This window comes from Sphaerisporangium sp. NPDC005288, from assembly GCF_040607475.1.
GTDB lineage: Bacteria > Actinomycetota > Actinomycetes > Streptosporangiales > Streptosporangiaceae > Sphaerisporangium > Sphaerisporangium rhizosphaerae.
In genome coordinates, this window is sequence record NZ_JBEXGT010000038.1 from 41,152 (window position 1) to 63,796 (window position 22,645).

General features: G+C 69.6%; 18 protein-coding genes and 1 pseudogene. 13 read left to right on the forward strand and 6 right to left on the reverse strand.

Features of this window, described 5'->3' with window-relative positions; all coding sequences use genetic code 11:
- Positions 1–117: 117 nt before the first annotated feature.
- The 5 genes from ABZU32_RS29965 to ABZU32_RS29985 all read left to right on the forward strand — a co-directional run bounded on the left by ABZU32_RS29965 (position 118) and on the right by ABZU32_RS29985 (position 4,840).
- The gene (locus ABZU32_RS29965) at positions 118–564 is read left to right on the forward strand and encodes a hypothetical protein (RefSeq protein WP_354852479.1); all 447 of its coding nucleotides are present in this window, start codon (positions 118–120) and stop codon (positions 562–564) included.
- 12 nt (positions 565–576) lie between these two features.
- A complete protein-coding gene (locus ABZU32_RS29970) occupies positions 577–1,827 on the forward strand; it encodes an ATP-grasp domain-containing protein (protein WP_354927264.1) in 1,251 nt (416 codons plus the stop codon).
- A gap of 79 nt (positions 1,828–1,906) precedes the next feature.
- Entirely contained in the window at positions 1,907–2,449 is a 543-nt protein-coding gene (locus tag ABZU32_RS29975; RefSeq protein ID WP_354927266.1) for a hypothetical protein, read from the forward strand.
- 196 nt (positions 2,450–2,645) lie between these two features.
- Positions 2,646–4,001, forward strand: a complete 1,356-nt coding sequence (locus tag ABZU32_RS29980) for a PepSY domain-containing protein (RefSeq protein WP_354927268.1) — start codon at positions 2,646–2,648, stop codon at positions 3,999–4,001.
- Positions 4,002–4,282: 281 nt separating this feature from the next.
- Positions 4,283–4,840 (forward strand): GNAT family N-acetyltransferase, encoded by a 558-nt coding sequence (locus tag ABZU32_RS29985; protein ID WP_354927270.1) that lies wholly within the window; start codon positions 4,283–4,285, stop codon positions 4,838–4,840.
- A 224-nt stretch (positions 4,841–5,064) separates the two neighbouring features.
- Here the strand turns inward: ABZU32_RS29985 and ABZU32_RS29990 are convergent, their stop codons facing one another.
- Positions 5,065–5,943, reverse strand: coding sequence for a helix-turn-helix transcriptional regulator (locus ABZU32_RS29990; protein WP_354927272.1), 879 nt, complete (start codon positions 5,941–5,943; stop codon positions 5,065–5,067).
- A gap of 103 nt (positions 5,944–6,046) precedes the next feature.
- On the opposite strand from ABZU32_RS29990, the gene ABZU32_RS29995 reads away from it, so the two are divergent.
- Complete coding sequence (locus ABZU32_RS29995) at positions 6,047–6,742, forward strand: SDR family NAD(P)-dependent oxidoreductase (RefSeq protein WP_354927274.1); 696 nt, start codon at positions 6,047–6,049, stop codon at positions 6,740–6,742.
- A gap of 254 nt (positions 6,743–6,996) precedes the next feature.
- Here ABZU32_RS29995 and ABZU32_RS30000 read toward each other — a convergent pair whose 3' ends face one another.
- Positions 6,997–7,131, reverse strand: a complete 135-nt coding sequence (locus tag ABZU32_RS30000; RefSeq protein WP_354927276.1) for a hypothetical protein — start codon at positions 7,129–7,131, stop codon at positions 6,997–6,999.
- A gap of 226 nt (positions 7,132–7,357) precedes the next feature.
- Between ABZU32_RS30000 and ABZU32_RS30005 the strand changes: the two genes are divergently transcribed.
- The 3 genes from ABZU32_RS30005 to ABZU32_RS30015 all read left to right on the forward strand — a co-directional run bounded on the left by ABZU32_RS30005 (position 7,358) and on the right by ABZU32_RS30015 (position 9,644).
- The gene (locus ABZU32_RS30005; protein WP_354927278.1) at positions 7,358–7,966 is read left to right on the forward strand and encodes a redoxin domain-containing protein; all 609 of its coding nucleotides are present in this window, start codon (positions 7,358–7,360) and stop codon (positions 7,964–7,966) included.
- 43 nt (positions 7,967–8,009) lie between these two features.
- Complete coding sequence (locus ABZU32_RS30010) at positions 8,010–8,867, forward strand: cytochrome c biogenesis protein CcdA (protein ID WP_354927280.1); 858 nt, start codon at positions 8,010–8,012, stop codon at positions 8,865–8,867.
- Between the two features lie 84 nt (positions 8,868–8,951).
- Entirely contained in the window at positions 8,952–9,644 is a 693-nt protein-coding gene (locus ABZU32_RS30015) for a haloacid dehalogenase type II (RefSeq protein ID WP_354927282.1), read from the forward strand.
- Positions 9,645–9,654: 10 nt separating this feature from the next.
- Here ABZU32_RS30015 and ABZU32_RS30020 read toward each other — a convergent pair whose 3' ends face one another.
- Positions 9,655–11,952, reverse strand: coding sequence for a SpoIIE family protein phosphatase (locus ABZU32_RS30020; RefSeq protein ID WP_354927284.1), 2,298 nt, complete (start codon positions 11,950–11,952; stop codon positions 9,655–9,657).
- Positions 11,953–13,383: 1,431 nt separating this feature from the next.
- On the opposite strand from ABZU32_RS30020, the gene ABZU32_RS30025 reads away from it, so the two are divergent.
- Positions 13,384–13,788, forward strand: coding sequence for a hypothetical protein (locus ABZU32_RS30025; protein ID WP_354927286.1), 405 nt, complete (start codon positions 13,384–13,386; stop codon positions 13,786–13,788).
- A gap of 299 nt (positions 13,789–14,087) precedes the next feature.
- Here ABZU32_RS30025 and ABZU32_RS30030 read toward each other — a convergent pair whose 3' ends face one another.
- Positions 14,088–16,127: a lectin gene (locus ABZU32_RS30030; protein WP_354927288.1), complete on the reverse strand. Its 2,040-nt coding sequence runs from the start codon at positions 16,125–16,127 to the stop codon at positions 14,088–14,090.
- A gap of 384 nt (positions 16,128–16,511) precedes the next feature.
- Positions 16,512–17,561 carry a LacI family DNA-binding transcriptional regulator gene (locus ABZU32_RS30035; protein ID WP_354927290.1) on the reverse strand — a complete coding sequence of 350 codons (1,050 nt, stop codon included), beginning with the start codon at positions 17,559–17,561 and terminating at the stop codon, positions 16,512–16,514.
- Positions 17,562–18,146: 585 nt separating this feature from the next.
- Here ABZU32_RS30035 and ABZU32_RS30040 point away from each other — a divergent pair.
- A pseudogene (locus tag ABZU32_RS30040) lies at positions 18,147–18,419 on the forward strand (cellulose binding domain-containing protein); the annotation flags it as partial.
- Here the strand turns inward: ABZU32_RS30040 and ABZU32_RS30045 are convergent.
- Positions 18,347–18,649, reverse strand: a complete 303-nt coding sequence (locus tag ABZU32_RS30045; RefSeq protein WP_354927373.1) for a hypothetical protein — start codon at positions 18,647–18,649, stop codon at positions 18,347–18,349. The pseudogene ABZU32_RS30040 and the gene ABZU32_RS30045 sit on opposite strands and share 73 nt — an antisense overlap.
- On the opposite strand from ABZU32_RS30045, the gene ABZU32_RS30050 reads away from it, so the two are divergent.
- Both ABZU32_RS30050 and ABZU32_RS30055 read left to right on the forward strand, forming a co-directional pair.
- Positions 18,630–20,210 carry a cellulase family glycosylhydrolase gene (locus ABZU32_RS30050; RefSeq protein ID WP_354927367.1) on the forward strand — a complete coding sequence of 527 codons (1,581 nt, stop codon included), beginning with the start codon at positions 18,630–18,632 and terminating at the stop codon, positions 20,208–20,210. The two genes, ABZU32_RS30045 and ABZU32_RS30050, sit on opposite strands and share 20 nt — an antisense overlap.
- A gap of 268 nt (positions 20,211–20,478) precedes the next feature.
- Positions 20,479–22,104 carry an alpha-L-fucosidase gene (locus ABZU32_RS30055; RefSeq protein ID WP_354927292.1) on the forward strand — a complete coding sequence of 542 codons (1,626 nt, stop codon included), beginning with the start codon at positions 20,479–20,481 and terminating at the stop codon, positions 22,102–22,104.
- The last annotated feature ends 541 nt before the right edge of the window (positions 22,105–22,645 follow it).

Consider the following 22,645-nt stretch of genomic DNA (forward strand, 5'->3'; position numbering starts at 1 on the left):
AGTCAGTCGCAATAGCGATTGGAGTGCAGTTCTGTCAGACTGCCTCATAGGGGATGTCGTCATGCACGCTCGGCGACAGATCGCCATGAGCGCTCTCATCACGCGAAAGGCGGGCGGATGAACGGACCACAGGTCACGGTGGAAGTGATCCTGCTCCGGTTCGGCGACCGCGGCTGGGCCTACCGGCGCTCCACGGCACCGCTCGACGGCGCCACCGTCCCCTGCGACCTGGCCAGAACCCTCGCCGGGCATCCCACCCTGCTGCACTCCACCAGTTGGCGCCACACCCCCGGGCACGGGCTGGTCCTCACCTACGCCGCCTACCCCGATCCCGCGGCCGGCGCGTCCGCCACCCCGCTCGACGAGCTCAGCATCGCCTTCGGCGACCGCCCCGACGCCCCCCGCCCCAGCGAGGTGACCACCGACCACGTCGCCGCCCACGCCATCAGGCACCTCGCCCACCTCGCCGGCGGCGACCCCGTGGCCGGCACCGCGATCGCCGGCGACGAGCCCCTGGCCGCCATGCTCAGCCTGGTGCCCGCGGAACTCGCCGGCGAGATCTGACGGGAGGGCCGGGTGACCATCGCCGTACTGGAAGCGCTGACCTTCGGTTTGAGTCGCATGGTGGCGGCGGCCGGCAAGGCCGGGGAACGTCTATGCCTCCTGACGGGAGACCGGGACATCTACCGTCACGAACTCCAGCGCCTGCCGACGGACGCGCTGGAGATCGTCGATGTCGACACGCGCGCCCTCACCAGGTGTTCGGCGGTGCTGGCATCGCTGCCGGAACTCCGCGGCCTGATCTGCTCGACCGACACCTGGATGGTGCCCGGAGCCGAGCTGGCCGCCCGGTTCGGCCTGCCGGGTCCGAACCGCGAAACGGCGCGCGTGCTCCGCGACAAGCTCGCGGTGCGCCGCCTCCTGCACGAGCGGAACCCGTCAGTGAACGCGGCCGTCCCGGTCTCGCCCGGCGCGACGGCGACCATGGTGGAGAAGGCGGTCGGACTGCCGGCCGTCCTGAAGGACTCCGCGGGCACGGGCTCGCGCAACGTATGGCTCGCCCGTACCACCGGGCAACTGGAGCTCGCGCTCGCCGAGGCGGCCGGACGGTCCTTCGTGGGCGGCCTGTTCGCCGAGCCGTACATCACCGGACCGCTCTACAGTGCCGAGACGCTGAGCTGGGAGGGCCGTACCCGGCTGCTCGGCGTCTCCGGGCGGCTGACGTCGGCGCGCTGGTTCGGCCGTGAGGAGCTGCTGTCGTTCCCCGCGATGCTGCCCGAGCCCGATCTGGCCGGCGTCGAACAGTGGGTGGCGCAGGTACTCGCCCTGGTGGGGCACACGCGCGGGTTCGCGCACGTCGAGTTCGTCTGGACGGTGAAAGGGCCCGAACTGGTCGAGATCAACGGCCGGATCGGCGGGTGCCTCGCGGGCGAGGCGATGTGCCGCTCCCTCGGGGTCAACGTCTATGAGGCGATGGTCGACATGGCCTTGGGCCGTGCACCCGCGCTGCTCGACGCCGTTTCGGACCTGGGCGCCGTCTCGGCGCGGGGAGGCGGAACGGGGGCGACGGCGACCGTGCTCGTCTACCCCGACCGGCCCGGAACCTTGCGGAGGGTGGACGGACTGGAGGAGCTGGCCTCGCATCCCGGCTCACCGGAGTGGTATCCGACCATGACGATCGGGACGAGAGTGACGGATCTCGGCGACCAGGGGGCGTGCACGGGTCTTCTGCTGGCGGAGGGGCCGACGACCGAGCTGGCGGTGTACAACGCGATCAGCGCCGCCCACGCCGTCCGGCCGGTCATGGCGTCCGCCGGCCCGCCATGACCGGATCCCTACCGGATGCGGCGGTGACAAAGGCTTCAGCCACTCGGCAGGATCATGGATTTCTGTCACGATGAGGGGTATGCCCGTTCTGCGCCTGTTGCGCGCCACCGTGTTCGCGGTGGTGTGCGTGGCGGTGTCGCTGGGCATGCACGCGCTGGCCGGCGGCGCCGCCATCGACGTGGCGGTCTTCGTCGGGGCGACGGCGCTGGTGACGGGTGGCGCCTACGTGCTCTCCCGGCGGCAGCGGGGCCTGGGAGCCCTGCTCGCCGCGGCGTTCGTCACCCAGTACGGCCTGCACCACCTGTTCTCCGCGGCGATGCGGCCGCCACCGGTTCACGGTCACGGGCACGGCGGGCTGGCCGTGGGTGTGGCGATGCTGCTGGCGCACACCGTGACCGCGCTGCTGTCGGCTCACTGGCTGGAACGCGGGGAGACGGCGCTGGCCACGCTGCTGCGCCTGCTCGTCGCGGCCGTGGTGACCCTGCTGGTGCGGGTGGCCACGCCGTCCGCACCACGCCTCGTGCCACGGCGCCACGGGGACGGCGCGTCCTTGTTCCTCACCCGGCTGCTCGCCTCGGCCGTCTCCCGGCGCGGGCCGCCGGCGGGGGTCGTCGTCATCTGATCCGGGCCACGTGCCCGTGAGACCTTCACCGGCGCGGGCCGTCCCGGCCGGTGTCCGGTCGTCGCCTGCTCCGCGCCGCGTGCCGGCCGCCACCACGGCGGCCGTGCTCGCGGGCCAGGGCACCGCGACGTCCCCATGACGAACCCCGCCGAGGCGCGCGTCCACCTGTGCGCGCCTCCGTGAACGGAGACCTTTCATGACCTCTGACGTGCGCGAGCTTCAGCCTGCTCCCGAACGCTCCCGTTCCACCGCCTGGCCGGCCACGCGAGCGCTGCTGCTGCGCCTGCACTTCTACGCCGGCATCCTCGTGGCGCCCTTCCTGCTGGTGGCCGCCACCACCGGCCTGCTGTACGCCTCCTCCTTCCAGCTGGAGAAGGTCGTGCACGCCCACGAACTCACCGCTCCGCTTCCGCCCGCCGGCCAGGCGCCGCTCCCCCTGGCGCGGCAGATCGCCGCCGCCCGGCAGGCGCATCCGCAGGGGGCGATCGGCGCCGTGCGGCCCGCCTCCGAACCGGGAGAGACCACCCGCGTCCTGCTCAACGCGGAGGGCCTGCCGGAGAGCACCCAGCTGGCGGTCTTCGTCGACCCGTACACCGGCCAGGTCCGCGGCGCGCTGCCGAGCTACGGCAGTTCCGGCGCGCTGCCCGTGCGCGCCTGGATCTCGAGCCTGCACCGCCATCTGCACCTGGGCGAGCCCGGACGCGTGTACAGCGAACTGGCGGCGAGCTGGCTGTGGGTCGTCGCGCTCGGCGGTGTCGTGCTGTGGCTGACCCACCGTCGCCGCACCCTGCGCCCCGACCGCACGGCGAAGGGTCTGCGGCGGACCCTGTCCTGGCACGGCTCGGTGGGCCTGTGGATCACCGTCGGCCTGCTGTTCCTGTCCGCGACCGGCCTGACCTGGTCGAAGTACGCGGGAGCGAACGTCGACAAGCTCCAGACCGCGCTCAGCTGGTCAACCCCGTCCCTGCCCGCCACCGCTCCGGGGCACTCCGGCCACTCTGGGCACGGCGACGGGCCCACCACCGAGGCCGACGCCGACCGCATCGTGCGAGCCGCGGCGGGCGCCGGGCTGTCCGGGCCGCTGGAGATCGCCTGGCCCGCCAAGGCGGGCGGCGCCTTCACGGTCAAGGAGATGGACCGCCAGTGGCCTCAGCGCAACGACCAGGTCGCGGTCGACCCGGCGAGCGGCCAGGTGACCGGCGAACTGCGTTTCGCCGACTACCCCTTGGCCGCCAAGCTGACCCGCTGGGGCATCGACGGGCACATGGGTGTGCTGTTCGGCCTGGCCAACCAGATCGTCCTGGCCGCACTCGCCCTCGCGCTGATCTCCATGATCATCTTGGGATACCGGATGTGGTGGCAACGGCGGCCCACCAGAGGCTTCGCCGCCCCCTACACGCGCGGCGGTTGGCGCGCGGCGCCCGTGCCCGTACTGCTGTCCATAGGAGTGGTCGCGATCGCGGTGGGCGCGTTCATCCCCCTGCTCGGCATCTCACTACTGGCCTTCCTGGCCATCGACGTCGTCCTCGGCCTGGTCAAGCGCTCCACCTGACCTACGCACCGCGACCATCCACGGGATGGTGGCGGGCGACCCGGCTGTTCCCTGCGGACATCTCCGGCACCATCTCGCACGCGGCGCCGGCCCGGGTGCGGCGGGGCAGGAAGGCGCACCCTCGCGGCAGATCGGTGAGCTCGACAGTGGGGACGACGAGCTCGGATCACAAGAGCGCGTTCCCCGGAGGTGACGGCGGTCGAAGGAGATCAACGAGGCTCTCCTTCGGCTGCGAAATAGATGCAATAGCGAGTTCTTCGCATATATGGGAGACTGCATGTGTGACCGCGGCGCCCGACGAAGCTTCCCTGCAGCGCTATCCGGCCGGGCGATCGGGCGCCGCGCCTCCGCACATCCGCCTGGTGAGCGGGTCGCAAGCCGCGACCTACCAGTCGATGGTGGCCGAAGTGGGCGGCCGGGTGTTCACCGGAGCACCCTGGCGTGAGCCGCACGGCTTCGCCCGCAGCGTAGCGGTCCGCATGCTGGTCGACCTGCACCAACCGGGCTTCGTGCTCGCCCTCGCCCTGGACGGCGAACAGGTGTGCGGCTTCGCCTACGGGCACCTGGCCTCCCGCCTCGCCGCCCTGGCGGGGCATCCGAGCGCGGACGACTTCACCCTCAAGGAGCTGGCCGTGCTGCCCGAGACGCGAGGACAGGGCATCGGCACCCGTCTGCACGACTCCCTGCTGGCGGTCGCGTGCGGCGGACCACGCTGGCTGGCCACCCATCCGGCCGCCGCGGCGGCCCTCGGCCTCGGCCGGAAAAGGGGATGGCGAGAGGTGGCCTACCTCCCCGAGCGCGCCATGACCCCGCTCATCATGCGGAAGGCACGCGAGTGAGCGCCCCACGTGACGGCGTCGCGGCCGTAAGGGCCGGCGGGGTGCTCAGCCGGAGCAAGGGTCGTGCGGCCGGAGGTCATCGATCCTGGCGATCTTCGTTCCCGCGCCCGGCACGGACACCGCCGACCGCCTCGCGCTGCTCGGCGTCCTACGCGCCGGTCAGCACCACTGACACCCCGCCTCCGCCGAGGTGGGAGACGGTCCCGGGATGACGCGGCCGCGTGTCAGGTAGGGCGCCGGCTCGTCATCGGCTGGGTCCCGACCACGTTCAGTAGCTCGAACTGGGCGGCGGTCGTGGTGCCGGGCGGCGCGGAGTAGACGACGATGCGCAGGTCGGACCCCGGCACGGTGAGGACATCGCAGTCCACGGTCACCGCACCCACGTCCGGGTGGTGCACGAGCTTGGTGTCCCCGATGCCGTACCTGCCGACCGCGTGCGCGGCCCACAACTCGCCGAAACGCCGGCTGTGCTCCCGAAGGTCGTCCACGAGCGTGCGCAGCGGCTCGTCCTCCGGGTAGGCGGCAAGAGAGGACCGCAGGTCCGACACCAGCGCCGCCTCGAACCGGACCAGTTCGCCGGGCAGGTGGGCGACACGTGAGGAGGAGCCGGCGAAATGGCGCCATACGATGTTGCGCTCCCGGCCGCGCAGCATCGATGGGTCGCCGGTCAGCGCACCCCACAGCGGGTTCCACGTGAGGAGCGTCCAGGACGCGTCGTAGACGCTGAGCGGGGTGCGCGCCAGTTGGTCGCACAGCCGCTGCACGCTGGGCGGTATGTGCTGCGAGACCTGTCCCGCGCCGGGCGGGCGCCGGCCGGCGAGCAGGTACAGGTGATCGCGTTCGGACACCGACAGGCGCAGTGCGCGGGACAGAGCAGCCAGCACCTGGGCCGACGGGGACGTGGCCCGTCCGCGTTCCAGGCGGACCACGTAGTCGACGGACAGCCCGGCCAGCTGGGCCAGTTCCTCGCGGCGCAGGCCCGGCGCGCGCCGCACCCCGCCCGACGGCAGCCCGACCTCCCCGGGCGGCTGCCGGTCCCTCCAGTGGCGCAGGGCCGCGCCCAGGTCGGCACGGTCCGCGGGTCCGGTGGGTGCACTGCTCATACCGCCTATTGTCCGCCATCATCCGAAAGACAGCCTGGTACAGGCAGTCCCCCCGTCGACGGGTACTCTGTCTGTCCCGGCGTCACCGGGCCATGGTGGCCGCATGACCATCACAGTGATCACCGGCGCCAACAAGGGCCTCGGCCGCGAAACCGCCAGGCGGCTCGTCGAACTGGGACACACCGTCTACGTGAGTGGCCGGGACGCGGAGCGGACCGAGCGGGCCGCCGCCGACCTCGGCGCACGCCCCCTGCTCCTCGACGTCACCGCAGAGGCGTCGGTGCGTGCCGCGGCCGCGACCGTACGTGAGGAGGCCGGCCGGGTCGACGTCCTCGTCAACAACGCGGGCGTCTCCGTGCCGCGCGCCACGGCACAGGACCTGACAGCGGATGTGCTGCGGGCGGTATACGAGCCGAACGTCTTCGGACCTGTACGAGTGACCAACGCGTTCCTGCCGCTGCTCGCAGCCGCGTCGCACCCGGTCGTCGTCAACGTGAGCAGCGGGCTCGGCTCACTCGCCGTCAACGAAGACCCTTCGCTCGCGCCCGACTACGTGCCGGCGCCTGCGTACGCGTCGTCGAAGGCGGCGCTGAACATGCTCACCATCCACTACGCCAAGGCCCTGCCCGGAATCCGGTTCAACGCCGTGGACCCCGGCTACACGGCCACCGACCTGAACGGTCACCGCGGGCGGCAGACGGTGGAGGAGGGGGCGCGAGCCATCGTCGCGGCGGCGACCGCGCCCCCGGGAACCCCCACGGGCACCTTCACGAACACGGCCGGCAGGGTGCCATGGTAGACCTGCAGCACCGCCGGCCGGTCGATCGCGCCCGGAGATACGCACCCGGCGAGCTGCCACGTTAGCGCCGACAGTTTCCGGATACCTGGTGCGCTCCCCCGGCCGAACCGTCGCCGACCGCCGCAGGCCGCGGGTGCGGCCGTCGTCGCGCCGGCACCATGCCCGTGATCGGCGCACACGTCCGTGATCGGCCGCGGCGGGAACGGGAGGACCGTTGAACGATCAAGATCCAACGGACACGTACTGGCCCGCTCTCAGAGCTTGATCGTGCGAGTGGTGATGCCGGCGACGTACTTGTGGTCCTGGTAGAAGCTGCACTTGGCCTTGTAGCGGTCGCCGTTGGTGCCCTTGATCCAACCGGACTTCCCGGAGACGCCGCCAAAGGTCACTAATCTTGGCGTTCCCCTCCTTAAATGCGCCCGTGTGCGGAGATGTTCACTCCGGCGTCCGCCGGCGTGTCAGGGCCTCGGGCCCCCTCGGCCAGGCCCGCCGCTTTCCTCAGCGAAGATGCGTCAACGCACTGGACCGGCTCCCGGATGGCGTCGCAGGCGCTGCCGCCGGCGTCGTCATCGGCTCGTAAGGTTTCGGCGCTGTTCCTGTACCTAATCTGGTCGCATGATCCCAGTTCGCGGAGCCCGCGTGGCGGTCGTCGCCCTGTCAGCGGCGTTGCTGGTGTCCGCGTGTGGCGGCCTCAACGGCAGTCGGGCAGCCGATCCGGTCGGCGGCGCCTCTCCACCGTCTGCCGCCCTGCCGCCTGCCACGTCGGCATCGGCGGCGGCGTCGTCGGCGGCGGCGGCGACGGGCCGGGTCGCCGTGCCCGACGCGCTGCGGTTCAGCGCGACGACCCTGAAGGGTGAGAAGTTCGAGGGGGCGAGCCTGGCGGGCAAGCCGGTCGTCTTCTGGTTCTGGGCGCCGTGGTGTCCCAACTGCCTGTCCGAGGCGCCCGCGGTCAAGGCCACCGCGGCCAGGTTCACCCAGGTGAGGTTCGTCGGGGTCGCCGGTCTGGACACCGAGGCGGCGATGAAGGAGTTCGTCCAGCGCACCGGCACCGGCACCGGCACCATCGTGCACCTGTCGGATGAGAAGGGCACGGTGTGGACCAAGCTCGGCATCAGCCGGCAGTCCACGTACGTGTTCATGAGACCCGACGGGGTGACGGCCAAGGTGTCGGGCCCGCTCGACTCCGCCGAACTGGCCGACCTCGTCCAGCGCCTGGCCGGATGAGACCCCTCATGCCGCCGGACGCCCGTAGCGGGGCAGGCCGCCGATGATCACCGGCCTGCCGCTCGCGCTGGCGCTGACGGCCGGTCTGGTGGCCGCCTTCAACCCGTGCGGGTTCGCGATGCTGCCGGCCTACCTCACCTTGCTCATCACCGGCGACACATCCTCCCCCCGCCGCCCGGTAAGCCGGGCGCTGGTCCTGTCGGCGGCGATGAGCGCCGGGTTCGTCACCGTCTTCGGCCTGTTCGGGCTGGTCGTGACCCCGCTGGCCCTCTCGGTCGGCCGCTACCTGCCCTGGGTGACGATCATCATCGGCGTTTTCCTGCTGGGCCTGGGCGGATGGCTGCTGGCCGGTCGCGAGCTGCTGCTGCGCGTGCCCCGGCTGGCCACCGGCCGTCCTACCACCACCTCGGTCGTGTCGTTGTACGGCTACGGCCTGTCGTACGCGGTGGCGTCGCTGTCCTGCACAATCGGGCCGTTCCTCGCGGTCGTCTCCGCCTCCGTGGCGAGCGGCGGCCTGCCCGGCGGGCTGGCGATCTTCCTGGCCTACGCGCTCGGCATGGCACTGGTCATCGCCCTGCTGTCGCTGACCATCGCGCTGGCCCACGCCGCCGCGGTGGCGCGCCTGCGACGGCTGCTGCCCTACCTGTCCCGGATCAGCGGCGTCCTGCTCCTGCCCGCCGGACTGTACGTCATCTACTACGGCTGGTATGAGCTGCGCGTCTACTCCGGCGCCACCAGCGGAGACCCGCTCGTGCACGCCGCCGTCACCGTCCAGGGCACGCTCTCCTCCTGGGTGGAGACCCTCGGCGCGGGCGGCATCGCCCTCATGCTCACCGCACTCATCCTCGGCGCGTCCGCACTCCGACGCATACGACGCAGGAAGGTCACACGTATCAGGTGACAAGCTCATCGTCACCAGGTCATCGTGCTGCGCGCGTGACCACGTTGCCTTCGACCTTCGACCTTCGACCTTCGAGGAGAGATCATGACCGAGCCGTCCGTGACCAGGCCCCAGGCAGTGATCTTCGATGTGAACGAGACCCTCACCGACATGGAGCCGCTGCGCGACCGGTTCGAGGAGGCCGGCCTTCCCCGTGATTCGATGGACACCTGGTTCGCGAGCGTGCTGCGCGACGGATTCGCGCTCACCGTGGCCGGGGGATACGCCGACTTCGCCGCCATCGCCGCCGAGGTGCTCAAGGAACTGCTCGTGAGCAGGGGTGCCGCGGACGGCGACCTCGACCCCGGCACGGCGGTCGATCACGTGCTGGGCGCGTTCAGGCGGTTGCGGGTGCATCCCGACATCCCTGAGGGAATGCGCCTGCTGCACCAAAGCGGCATCCGGCTGTTCACCATGACCAACGGCGCCGCGGCGATGACCGAGGGCATCCTCGCCCGCGAGGGGCTGCTCGACCTGGTGGAGGCGCGGCTGGACGTCAGCGCTCCCCGCGCCTGGAAGCCGGCCCGGGCCGCCTACGAGTACGCGGTCGGCGCGACCGGCCTCCGGCCGGACCAGGCGGCATTGATCGCCGTGCACCCCTGGGACATCGACGGCGCCCAGCGCGCCGGCCTGACCGGGGCCTGGCTGAACCGGCGCGGTCTGCCCTATCCGGGCACGATGACCGCCCCGCGAGTGACCGCGCCCGACCTCGTGACCCTCGCGGGCCAGTGGGCTTAGGTCCCGCCCGTCACGAGGCCGGGATGGCGATCTCCAGCCAGACCGTCTTACCGCGCCCGCTCGGCGAGCTGTTCCACGCGCTGGCCAGCGCGTCCACCAGGAACAGGCCGCGTCCGTGCTCCGCCTCAGCGCTGCCTTCCTCGGACAGGGAGAAGGGGGAAGGCACCGGCGGATCGCTGTCGGAGTCCCGTACTTCGAGGCGGACGCGATCGGCGAACGCGCGCAGCCGCACGTCGACGTCGGTGCCCGCGTGGATGAGCGCGTTGGTGACGACCTCGGAGGTGACGAGCTGCAGGTCCTCCGACACCTCCGTCAGGCCCCACTGGCACAGCAGGTCATGCACCAGGCCCCGGACCTCCTTGGCCCCCCGCAAGTCGCGTGCCTCGATGTGCAGATGCCCCGTGCGGGGCACGTCTTCGGCGCCTTCGTAGCGGGCCAGGAGCAGCGCCACGTCGTCGCGGCGGCGCCGCGGATCGGGTGCCTCGGTGAGGAGGCGGTCGGCCAGCTTCTCCAGATCGGCACCCGCCTCGAGGGCGGCGGAACGGAACGTCGCGGCCGCACCATCACCGGGGTCCTCGACGCGCGGGTCGACCAGCCCGTCCGAGTACAGCATGAGCACCGACCCCGCCGTCAGCGTGTGCTCCCGCGCACGGTAGGGAGTCGGCGCGGCCACTCCGAGCGGCACGTTGGCCGGGGCCGTAAGGGTACGGACGACGCCGTCGGAGCATCGCAGGAGCGGTGCCGGATGGCCGGCGAGCGCCACCTCGGCGTGGCCGTCCGCCGTGTCCAGGGCGACGACGCAGCACGTGGCGAGCAGGTCGGTGCCCAGCCGGGAGAGAAGCGCGCCGGTCCGCTCGAGGAGCGCCGCCGGCCCATGGCCCTCCGTCGCGTACGCCGCCAACGCGCTGCGCAGCTGGCCCATGACCGCGGCGCTCTCCAAGGTATGGCCCTCCACGTCACCGATGACCAGCACGACGCGCTCGTCCGGCGATTCGATCAGGTCGTACCAGTCGCCACCCACCTCGTAGGTGGCGGCGGCGGGCTGGTAGCGGGCCGTGGTGGTGAGTCTCGGCACGTTCGGCAGTACGGGCGGGAGCAGCCTCTTCTGCAGGCACTCGGCGTACGCCTGCCGCTTCCTGGTCAGTTCGATGCGTTCGACGGCCGAACCCAGCCGCCCGGCCATCATGGTGAGGACGGCCCTCTCCTCGGGGGCGAAGCGCCGAGGTCCGCCGAAGGACAGGCAGCAGACGCCGACCACGTGGTCGCTCCCGGTGAACGGCACGTCGATGACATGTCTGCTCCCGATGAGCGGAAGGTAGGCGGCGGCGTACATCTCATGATCGAGGCCCTCGGCGGCCGGCCGGTCCGGGTCACCCGAGACGAAGAGCGCACGTCCCGCGACCGCCTGGGCGGCGGGCGTGTGGGCGTGCAGCCCTGAGCCGTGGAGCTCGTGCACGAGGTCGGAGGAGTCACCACTGTGCCCGATGACCCACAGGCGCCCGTCGCCCACCGAGGCCAGCACCATTGCCCGGGCGTGGAACGGCGACATGACGCAGAACCGTGCCGCTCCGACGACGTGATCCATGGTTGTCGCCCGGTTCAGCATGTCGGCCAGCCGCTGCAGCGGATACATGAGGCTCAGGCCGGCCGATCCGGGGACACCCGGTACTCCCCAGACGGCGAGGCCGGCCGATCCGGCCGGCGACCCGGCGCCCGGGGCGGCCTCACCGGCGTTCGCCGGATACGGCTGGGCCCTCGCCGTGTCGAACACGGGGACGAGCACGGGCAGATGCCCGGGTGTGATCGGCCCGCGACGGGCGGCGAGGGCGTCGAGCACGACGGCGAGCCGGTCGCCGATCGTCCTGAGCGCCGCGCGATCTTCGTCGGCGTAGCCGCCTCTGTCCTCGGGCCGGAGGACCGTCAGGGCGCCGAAGCGGTGCTCTCCTGCCCAGAGGGGGGCCGCTGCCACGGTGTACGGATAGGGCGTGCCCTCCGAACGGTCGTCGGCCCGCGGATCCGGATCGGCCAGGACCGCCACCATCCCGTCCGACACGGCTCGTGCGGAGGCGTAAGGAGCGTCGAGCGCCATGCGGCCCGGGAGCGTGAAGACCGACGGTGGGCTGCCGCCGATCATCGCGGCCTTGAGTTCGGCGCCGTCGGCCGTCAGGAGGTAGACGGCCGCCGCGACGGCGTTCAGCCGGTCGGCGGCCTCACACACGGCAGGATGCAGTGCCGCCGCAAGATCGCCCGGGATCTCAACGGGCCCGTCCTCGCGGGCGTCTCGCACGACCATCCCGCTGCCCGTCACGGAGGCGCTTCCCGTCCCGTCGAAATGGGCGAACGCCCCGCATCCGCGTGCCTTCCAAAGACAGATCGCCGTCGAGCCGCCTCCGCCCGCCCGCCCCACGCAGCGCTGACCCGGCCCGACACAGCGGCGACCCGGCCGCCCCACGCCGCAGTGACCCGGCCTCCGCACACCGCAGTGACCCGGCCGCCGCACGCCGCGATGACGGCCAGGCCGCCCCACGCCGACGAGGACCGCAGCTCCGTCCCTCGATACGGGCTCATCCGAAGGCCTCCGTCACGTCCTGTCGGCGTCTCCGATAACGGCGATCGTGTGCTTTCCTTCAGGCACCTCGGGGAAGCCTGTCGTCGCGCCCACTCGCGGTCGGCCGACCCCGTGCGCATTCCGAACTCCGCCAGGGGCTCTCACACACCGCCTTCCGCCTCGACGGCGGGACGCGCGTCCGGCCAGGTCAGGCGCCTGCGGCCCGTGCTCCTGTACGCCCCATCCTACGACGCGCCCCACCGGTGACCCGGAGGAGATGCCCGGTATGAAGGCCCGGTAGGCACGGCACCCACCGACACCTGGACGGCCACGTCCACCACGCTTCATCACCCGATGCCCGAAACCCTTAGTCACCCACGCCCCGGTTCTGCGATCAGCAGCGGGGCGTTTCGGCTGGTGGGCGCTACCTGCGTTTTGGGGATGGCTGATTCTTGCGATGCGGCCCAGGTTGGCCGCGCGTGAGAACGGCCGAAAGCCGCACGCGCAGCGTGCGAGTGGAGCCCGGGCCGCGCGGCGCGAAGCGCCGCCTTGAACATCACCTTGCGAGCTTCCCGTGGACACAGAGACCGGGCCGAAGTTCGCGCCCATTGGCGCACATGCCAATAAATGCGGACATAGCAACCTTAGGCGACTGCGTCATCACGAGGCGTAAACCAGTGCCTCTCCAAGAACGTCCACACAGGGCAGTGAAGCCACTTGGAAGGCGAGGCAATGCGAGAGCGAGACCCGGAAGATCAAGACCAAAACAGCGGCTACCAATACGGACCACCCACGGAAAGACCCCTGAGTCCACGGGAACAGCCGCCACCCAAGCCGCGCGAACAGCCGCCACCGAAGGAGCCACGGCAAACCATCTATCTGCCGGCGCAACCGATGGGGCCGCAACCGCCGAGGCGGAACACGTCCAAGACGCTAGTGATCACCATGCTTTCGCTGATCTGCCTCGTACTCGTACTTTCAGGAGCCGTTGGCGTACTGCTACTCACCCGGAACTCGTCGTCGACAGGACAGGGAACGCTCGTAGCTCCGGCATCTCCAACACTGGCAACACCGACACCGTCGCCGTCTGAGACGTCCAGCCCGAGCCCCACAGCTACCGCTGAAGCCGAAGATACCCCCAAAGCGGAAGCGACCAGCGAAGTAACCGAGACGCCAACGGTGGTGCCACCAGTGGACGGCGGGCAGATCTTGCACGAGGGCAACCTCACCCTGACCGCAGGCTACTGCGCCGACCTGGACAGTGACGCCCCAAACTGGCTGGTTGACGACAGCTGCTCCTCTAATGCCCATGACCTGCGACTCGAGGAGGGGTCGGGCAACTTAACTGCTTACGCCTACTCGATGGACATGGTGTTTGCCCCGGCCAACACAGCGGCCTCGGTCGAGACATGTGCGTCCTTGACCGCGTATTTCAAGTACGTCATCGGCAGTTCACTCAAGAAGCGCCCAAAGCTCTGCGTGCGCACGTCCGGGCACCGCTACTCCTGGGTGGAGATAACAGGCGTGCGTGGTGACCAGAATCCGCGGTCAGTAGACCTGCACGTCATCACCTACGCGAAGCGGTACGACGACTAGCCACAGGGTTGCTCTATGCCCCAGAACACCACTAATCCGCAGTCGCGCGCTTCAAGACTCAAGGGGCACGGCGATTCCGCGCCGCCGGTGTCCGCGGAGTGATGACAGGTTCACGGGTTGTCGCTTCCGGGAGTTGGGAGAGTGCCGGCGATGCCGGGCGTCCGGTGACACGCGGCATCGCCGGAGGTGGATGGCCGGCGTCGCGTCGCAGGAGACGTTGATGACGGCGACTGCGTGCCGCCAATGGCCGGCGAGACCTACCCGGCCGCGGTGACCGGGTAGAGCCACCGGTCACGTGATCAGGGTCGTGTCCATTTCTGGTTGTTCTGGCCGGTGCACGACCAGATCTGGACCTTGGTGCCGTTGGCGGTGCCGGAACCGGAGACCTCCAGGCACTTGCCGGCGCCGACGGCGGTGATGGTGCCGTCGGAGTTGAGGCGCCACTTCTGGTTGTTCTGCCCGTTGCAATCCCAGATGATCACGGGCGTGCCGTCGGCGGTGCCGGCGCCGTTGACGTCCAGGCACTTGTTGCCGTAGACCCGCAGCTCACCGGCGCTGGTGGAGGCCCAGTTCTGGTTGGCGCCGCCGTTGCAGTCCCAGATCTGCAGCTGGACGCCGTTGGTCTGGGAGGCGCCGTTGACGTCCAGGCATCGGCCCGAGGCCACGCCCCGGATCGTGGAGCCGGGCGATGTGCTGCCGGCGGGCCGAAGGTGCAGGCCGAACTCGGCGATGCCGGGGGCGGCCCGGGAGCCGGTGATGCGCAGCCTGACCCGGCTGGTGGTGACCGGGGCCGTCAGGCGGATCAGCTTCTTGTGGCCGATCGTGGTATCGGCCGCGATCTGGGTCCAGGTGGTGCCGTTCCAGGAGTCCACGGCGAACGACCTCGTGCGCTGGCCGATGCGCAGGTCCTCCTGGGTGGAGATGACATCGAAGGTCCGCGAGGAGGGGAGGGTCAGCACCAGCGCGCCGGTGGTCCCGGTCGGCTGCCAGGAGGTGTCGAGGTCGCCGTTCACCGCCAGGTCGGGGGTGTGCCCGGTGGTGGCGGAGGTGCCGCTGTCGTTGGCCGCGCCGGCGCCGCTCGCGAGATTGGTGGCGAAGGTCGAGGACACGATGGCGCCGAACTGGGTCAGGGTGTCCACGGCCGTCTGGTCCAGCAGCCCCTGCCGATTCGGGGAGAGGTTCAGCAGCATGTTGCAGTTGCGTCCCACCGACGCGTAGTACATCTCGAGCAGCTCGCTCGGGGGTCTCCAGGTCTCGCCGGGCTGCCAGAACCAGTTGTGGCGCGCCGACAGGGTGCCGTTGCACTCTCCGGGGAACCATCGCAGCATGTTCCACGCGCTGGTCCCGTCGGCTTTGCGCTGGGACAGCACGCCGTCGCTGCCAAGATCACTGGCGCCGTTGCCGCCGGGCACGCCCAGCACCGAGTCGGCGCCGGTCGCGGGATCGCCGGTGGCGGGCACGACCGACCATTCCGAGGTGCGCGCGTAGCCGTTCTCGTTGCCGACCCAGCGCACGTCCGGCCCGCCGTCGTTCTCCATGACCGCGTTGGGCTGCAGCGTGCGGACCATGGTGGCCCAGTCCTTGAAGTTGTAGGGCTGGGTGCGGCCGGTCGGGTTGGCGCCGTCCCACCACAGTTCGTCGATGCCGCCGTAGCGGGTCAGCAGCTCGTACAGGGTGTTCTCGAAATAGGCGTTGTAGTCGTCGGAACTGAAGCGGAACGTCACTCCGTTGACGACCTCCGAGGAGTCGGCGGGGATCGTCACCTGCCTGGAGGCGCTGCCGTTGGCGAACCGCCCGCCGGACAGGTTCTCGTGCAGGTCGGCGGGCGACACGTACAGACCGGCCTTCAGCCCGTACTTGTGCATGGAATCGGTGAAGCTCTTGACCACATCACCCTGTCGGCCGGACCAGGAGGACGACGCCACGCCGAAGTTGCTGTACTTGGAGGGGAAGAGCAGAAAACCGTCGTGGTGCTTCGCGGTGAGGATGGCCCCCTTGAACCCGGCGTTCTTGATCGAGGCGGCCCACTGGTCGGTGTTGAGACCGGTGGGCTGGAAGGCGTTCGGGTCCTCGGTGCCGGTGCCCCACTCTCTGCCGGTGAAGGTGTTGATGCCGAAGTGGAGGAAGTTGTACTGCTCCAGCCGCTGCCAGGCCAGCTGGCGCGGCGCCGGCACGACATCGGCGGCCTTCGCGATGATCGTCGCGGGTGAGTCCGACGCCGACACCGGCGCGACCTGCACCGTGGCGGCGTAGGAGGCGTCGGCCGGCGCCAGGGCGACCGCGACCAGGCCGAGAACCGACATCACATTGAGCGCTCTTCTGACAAGAGTGCGCATCATCGGCGCGAATGTACGCCGATCCGCAGTCCACATGTGTGGTCCTTTCTTCGACGCGCGGATGTTCGGTGGGCCCGGGAGGTGAGCCCTGGGGGGTGAGCCGAGGAGAGGCCTGCGGTACGGCAGGCACGGGCGGTCATGGACGCAAGCGCGCCTCACGGAATCGATTCGATGGCGTCGGCGCCACGATCACCGTGGACCGCCATGGTGTCAAGGAGTCCCGCTGCGGTGAGGTCGTCGCCCCGTGCGGCCGAAGTAGCGCGCCACAGCGGCGCTTCACGGCTCAGGGACGGTCGGAACTCCCCGATTCGACAGAAATTTTCGCGGTCAATGATCTGAAAGTTTCAGCTCGATGCGCTCTGAGCCCGGTGAAGCTGGGCCCGCCGGTCACTGATCGGCCGGCGAGGAGGTGCTCTCCCGAACCGTCAGGGTCGTGGCCAGCTCAAGGCCGGTCTGCGGCGTCTCCTCACCACGCCCCAGGGCGAGCGCCAACTCGGTGGCGGCGGCGGCCATCTCGGCGAGCGGCTGGTGGACGGTGGTCAGCGGAGGATCGACGAGCGCGGCGACGGGCAGGTCGTCGAAGCCCACCACGCTCACGTCCGCCGGTATCCGCAGCCCCAGCTCACGGGCGGCCTGGTAGACGCCGAGCGCCTGCAGGTCGTTGCAGGCGAAGATCGCAGTGGGTCGCTCAGGTCCGCTCAGCAGGCCGAGCGCGGCCACACGTCCGCCCTGTGTGGTCAGCTCGGCGCGTACGACGAGGTCGGTGTCCACGGTCAGGCCCGCGGCCTCAAGGGCCGAGCGATAGCCGTCCAGCCGGGCACGGCAACACAGGATCCGGTCATGTCCGGCGATCATCGCTATGCGGCGGTGTCCCAGTTGTACGAGATGGCGGGTCGCCGACCGGCCTCCCGCCCAGTTGGTCGCGCCGACGTACGGGACGCCGTCCGGCAGTTCGATCGTGGGGTCGAAGACCACGAACGGGATGTCCTTGGCCCGCAACTCGTCACGCTGCTCCTGCGACAGTTGGGCGACCGTGACGACGCAGGCCGGGCGACGGGCCAGCGTGTCGCCGATCGGATGTCCCGCCGGATCCTGCGGCGGCCCGAACTCGGTCAGCACGACTCCGACGCGCTGTTCACGGGCCACCCGCTCGACGCCGCGGATGATCTCCATGCCCCACATGTCCTCGAGCTCACCGAAGACGAGCTCCATCACGTTCCTGCGGTTGGTCTTGCGGTAGCCGTACTCGCTGATCAGCGCCTCGACACGGGCGCGGGTGTCGGCGGCCACGCCGGGACGGCCGTTGATGACCTTGGACACGGTCGGGATCGAGACTCCGGCCGTCTCCGCGATGTAGGAGATGGTCACGGGGCGGGTCGGGTCGCCTTTCTGGTGCTCCGGGTCGCTGACGGGTCCGCCCGACTCGGCGTAGGACAACCTGGCCCCTTTCGTCATCGCCCCCGCGGTCAGCACCGCGCGAAGGCCCGTTCACGGCGCAAGGATAACCCGTCGCCCGCGACGGCGACTTGCGCGTTCAGGTCGAGGATCGACCCCCGGTCGGCCGGCCTGCGGCGAGATGGGACGCGGGACGACCGTCATGCGCACAGTGGCTTTGAAACATTCAGGGAGACTCGGCGCACAACTTTCTGCACATCCAACGGCGCCAAGCCGGCATCGCCCACAAAGGCAATGGTCATCGAGTCATCCGACCGATCGACGGTCGGGCGAGGTGAAGGATTCAGGTTTCCGGGCCCCCCGTGTAGGTCGGCGGCGCCGATGGCGGGTGGCCGGAGACATGGTCGACCCCTACTTTATGTTTCTGGATATTCGGCCAAGAACTTTCCACACTCAAGGTGGTTCGGCGGTTGGAGCCGACCGCTCCTCATCGAGGGACCGCCGATCGGCGCCGTTGAAGGCTGACGCCATCGAGGGAGAGCAATGAAACTGCACAGCTTACGGGGGGTCCGCCTGCGGATCGGGGCGGTCCTCGCCGCGCTGACCGCGCTCGTGCCGACGGGGATGATGACGGCCGTGAGCGCGAACGCCGCCGCGGGCTGCGGCGTCACCTACACCGTCTCATCACAGTGGCCAGGCGGATTCACCGCGAATGTTAGCGTTAACAACCTGGGTGATCCCATCAACGGCTGGAAGCTCGCGTGGACCTTCCCCTCGGGCCAGCAGGTCACCCAGGCGTGGAACGCGACGGTCACCTCCTCCGGAGCTCAGGTCACCGCGGCGAACGTCAGCTGGAACGCGGCCATCGCCACCAACGCGACGGTCTCGTTCGGCTTCAACGGGTCGTGGTCCAGCGCCAACACCGCGCCGACGTCCTTCACGCTGAACGGGGTCAAGTGCACCGGCGGAGTGGCCAGCCCCTCACCGTCGCCCTCGCCCAGTCCGTCACCGTCGGCTACGCCGTCGCCCAGTCCGTCACCATCGCCCAGTCCGTCGCCATCGCCATCGCCATCGCCGAGTCCATCACCCTCGCCGCAGCCGGGTGACGCGATGGCCACCGTGGCCGCCATGCAGCCCGGCTGGAATCTGGGCAACACCTTCGACGCCATCCCCGACGAGACCTCGTGGGGCAACCCGCTCACCACGCAGGCCATGCTCCACCAGGTGCGCTCCCAGGGGTACAAGAGCATCCGGATCCCGATCACCTGGAGCAACCACCACGGCGCGGCGCCCGACTACACCATCGACTCGGCGTGGCTGAGCCGCGTCCGCCAGGTCGTCGACTGGTCCCTGGCCGAGGGCCTCTACGTGCTGATCAACCTGCACCACGACTCCTGGCAGTGGATCAACACCTACCCCACCGACTCCACGACGGTGATGAACCGCTACTCCGCCCTGTGGCGCCAGATCGCCGGCGCCTTCCGCGACTACTCCCCGAAGCTGCTGTTCGAGAGCATCAACGAGCCGCAGTTCGCCGGCACGTCCGACGACGCCCAGGGCGATCAGCTGACCAACACGCTCAACACCGCGTTCGTCCGCCTCGTACGCCAGACCGGCGGAGCCAACGCCACCCGTGTCCTGGTGCTGCCCACGCTGCACACCAGCAGCGAACAGCCCCGCCTGGACGCGCTGAGCTCCACCTTCACCGCTCTGCATGATCCCAACCTCGCCGCGACGGTCCACTTCTACGGCTGGTGGCCGTTCAGCGTGAACATCGCCGGCGGCACCAAGTACGACAGCAACGTCGAGCAGGACCTGACCGCTTCATTCGACCGGGTCCGCACCACGTTCGTCTCCCGCGGCATCCCGGTGATCATCGGGGAGTGGGCACTGCTCAGCTATGACTACACCCGCCCGGGCATCATCGAGCGCGGCGAGTTGCTGAAGTACATCGAGGCCGTGGGGTACAACGCCCGCGCCCGCAACCTCACCACCATGCTCTGGGACGCGGGCTCGTTCCTGGACAGGAACCAGTTGCGATGGCGGGACCAGGGCGTGTTCGACATGATGAAGGCGAGCTGGACCACCCGCTCCGGCACCGCCTCCTCCGACCAGGTGTACGTGCCCCACACCGGCACGATCCCGAGCCGGACGCTCACGCTCAACCTCAACGGCACCACGTTCCAGGGGTTGCGGCAGGGCAGCACCGCTCTGGCCCAGGGCACCGACTACACCGTGTCGGGCACGACGCTGACGCTCACGTCGGCGGCGCTCACCCGGCTCGCCGGTAACCAGGCGTACGGGGTGAACGCCACGATCGAGGCCCGCTTCTCCCAGGGCGCGCCGTGGCAGATCAGCATCATCTCCTCCGACACCCCCACGCAGGCCAGCGCCACCGGAACAACGTCGTCCTTCGCGATTCCCACCCAGTTCCGCGGTGACCAACTCGCCACCATGGAGGCCAAGTACGCCGACGGCAGCGGGGCCGGACCGGCCGACTGGACGTCGTACAAGGAGTTCTGGAGCTCTTTCCAGCCCGACTACAGCGCCGGCACCATCCTTCTCAAGCCCGAATTCTTCGCCGAGGTCAACGACGGCCGCGTCACCCTCACCTTCCACTTCTGGAGTGGAAAGCAGCTCACGTACTACATCACCAAATCCGGCACCACCGTGACCGGCGGCACCAGCTGACGATCCGCACGAGCGGGTGCCGTGACCACGCGGGCACGGCACCCGCCGAACCCCGTCGGGATTCCGCACCGGCATGGGGGCGGCTCCTGCGAGCGAGTTCTCCGGCTGTCACCTCGCTGTCGGGCTGAAGCCAGAGCACTGACCGCCTGAGCGATCGGGCGCGGAACGCCGTCCGGTGCACCGCCCGTCCATGCGGTGCACCGGCCGCGAGCGCGTGATCGCGGCACCAGTCGAATCGATACGATTACTCTTGTCACGAGGAGCCGACATGTCCCCCGTCAGACTGTTGCGGCTTCGCAGACGGGCCGCTCTGGCCGGTACCGCTCTGCTCGCCGGGGCCCTGCTCACGTCACAGGGCGGCAACTTCGACCCCGGCGAGTGGGCGCAGCTGGTGGCCGACTCCGGGGCCAAGTTCGCCGGGCCGGTCGCCGAGCACCACGACGGCTTCTCCATGTGGAACAGCCAGGTCAACGAGTGGAACTCGGTCGCCCGGGGGCCCAAGCTGGACCTGGTGCAGCTGTTCGCCGACGCGATCCGTGCCAAGAACCTGAAGTTCCTGGTCACGTTGCACCATCTGTACAACTTCACCGGCTACTACGACCACGTGCCCACGCAGCCGACCACCACGTTGAAGAAACTGTACGGGCAGCTCGGTTCGGCTGCGGAGCAGCAGCTGTGGTACGACAAGCTGAAGGAGGTCGTCGACAAGTACCGGCCGGACATGATCTGGCAGGACGGCGGCCTCTATCTCGTCGACGAGTCCAAGCGGCTCAATTTCCTTTCGTACTACTACAACCAGGCCAACGCGTGGGGCAAAGAGGTCGTCGCCGCCTACAAGGACGGCTTCAACACCAATGGCGAGATGTTCGACTACGAGCGCGGCGGCCCCGCCGACATCCGTGATCCCTACTGGCTGACCGACGACGCCGTCAGCAACCCGTCCTGGTCCTACACCAACGGGATCTCGTACTACAGCTCGGCCGCGCTGCTCCATGCGCTGATCGACCGGGTGAGCAAGAACGGCAACATGCTGCTCAACATCTCCCCCAGGGCCGACGGTTCGATCCCGCAGACACAGAAGGACCTGCTGAACGCCATCGGAACCTACCTGCGGCGCAACGGCGAGTCGGTCTACTCCACGCGCGCCTGGACCACCTACGGCGAAGGGCCGACCAAGATGGGCGGCGGCAGTTTCGTGGAGCCACGGGCCGGCACGGCACAGGACATCCGCTACACCCGCAGCAAGGACAACACGGTGCTGTACGCCACCGTACTCGGCTGGCCGGGCTCCACCCTCAACCTCGCCTCGCTGGCCGGTGGGCGGATGGATCTGTCGAACCTGAGCAAGGCCGAACTGATCGGCAACACCGCCGGCACCTACCTCAACCTGCCGAGCCGCACCCAGGACGCCGCCGGCCTGCACATCGGCATGCCGAGCCAGCCGTACTCGGCGCCGGCGTACGTGGTGAAGCTGACCTTCAACGGGCCGATGAAGACCCCTTCCGTCACGGCCGGTCCATTGCGCAATGTCAACGCCGCCAGATGCCTGGACGTCACCGGCGCCTCTCAGGCCAACGGCGCGCAGGGGCAATTGTGGGACTGCAACGGCCAACCCAACCAGCGGTGGACGCCGACCTCCGCCAAGGAGCTCAGGGTCTACGGCAACAAGTGCCTGGACGCCAACGGCCAGGGGACGGCGGACGGCACCCAGATCGTCATCTGGGACTGCAACGGCGGGACCAACCAGCAGTGGACCCTCAACACCGACGGCAGCATCACCGGCGTGCAGTCCGGCAAATGCCTGGACGCCAACGCCGCCGGCACCGCCAACGGCACCAAGGTGATCCTCTGGACCTGCCACGGTGGCAACAACCAGAAGTGGACCCGCAGCTGATCTTGTTGCCAGGGCCGACGACACCGGCGACGGCCGCCACCAGAGCATCAACCGCGGCACCGCTCTGGACGGCATGGGCGACACCTCCACCGGCTCCACCGTCGGCATGTGGACCCCCAAGCACCAACAACCTCTGGACCATCACCGCCACCTGACGCCCGGTGAGGGGGGCACGGCGATCACCGGCGTCTCGGCCGGCCCACCGATACAGTTCCCCCCTGGTCGGACGCTCCAAGAACTATTTCAAAGCCCCGGCGCCGGGAGGTGGCCGACGCACATGGTGAAAATTTCACGCCTTGTGGGCGGACGTGTACGAGCAGATATCCGGCGTATCTCCCGGCTGAGGTACGGAGCCGGGTCGCTCGGCTGGACTTCCTCGGCATCGGCAACAGAGGGCGACGTTGACGCTCGCGATCCGCCCCTCTTAGCATCTGACGGCTCACGCCCGACCTCTTCAGCCCGGTGGCAGGCGTCTTTCACCGGCCGAAAGAATGGAGTGCTCGGCACCCGTTTGTTAGCGCTAACAGCATTCAGTCGAGAA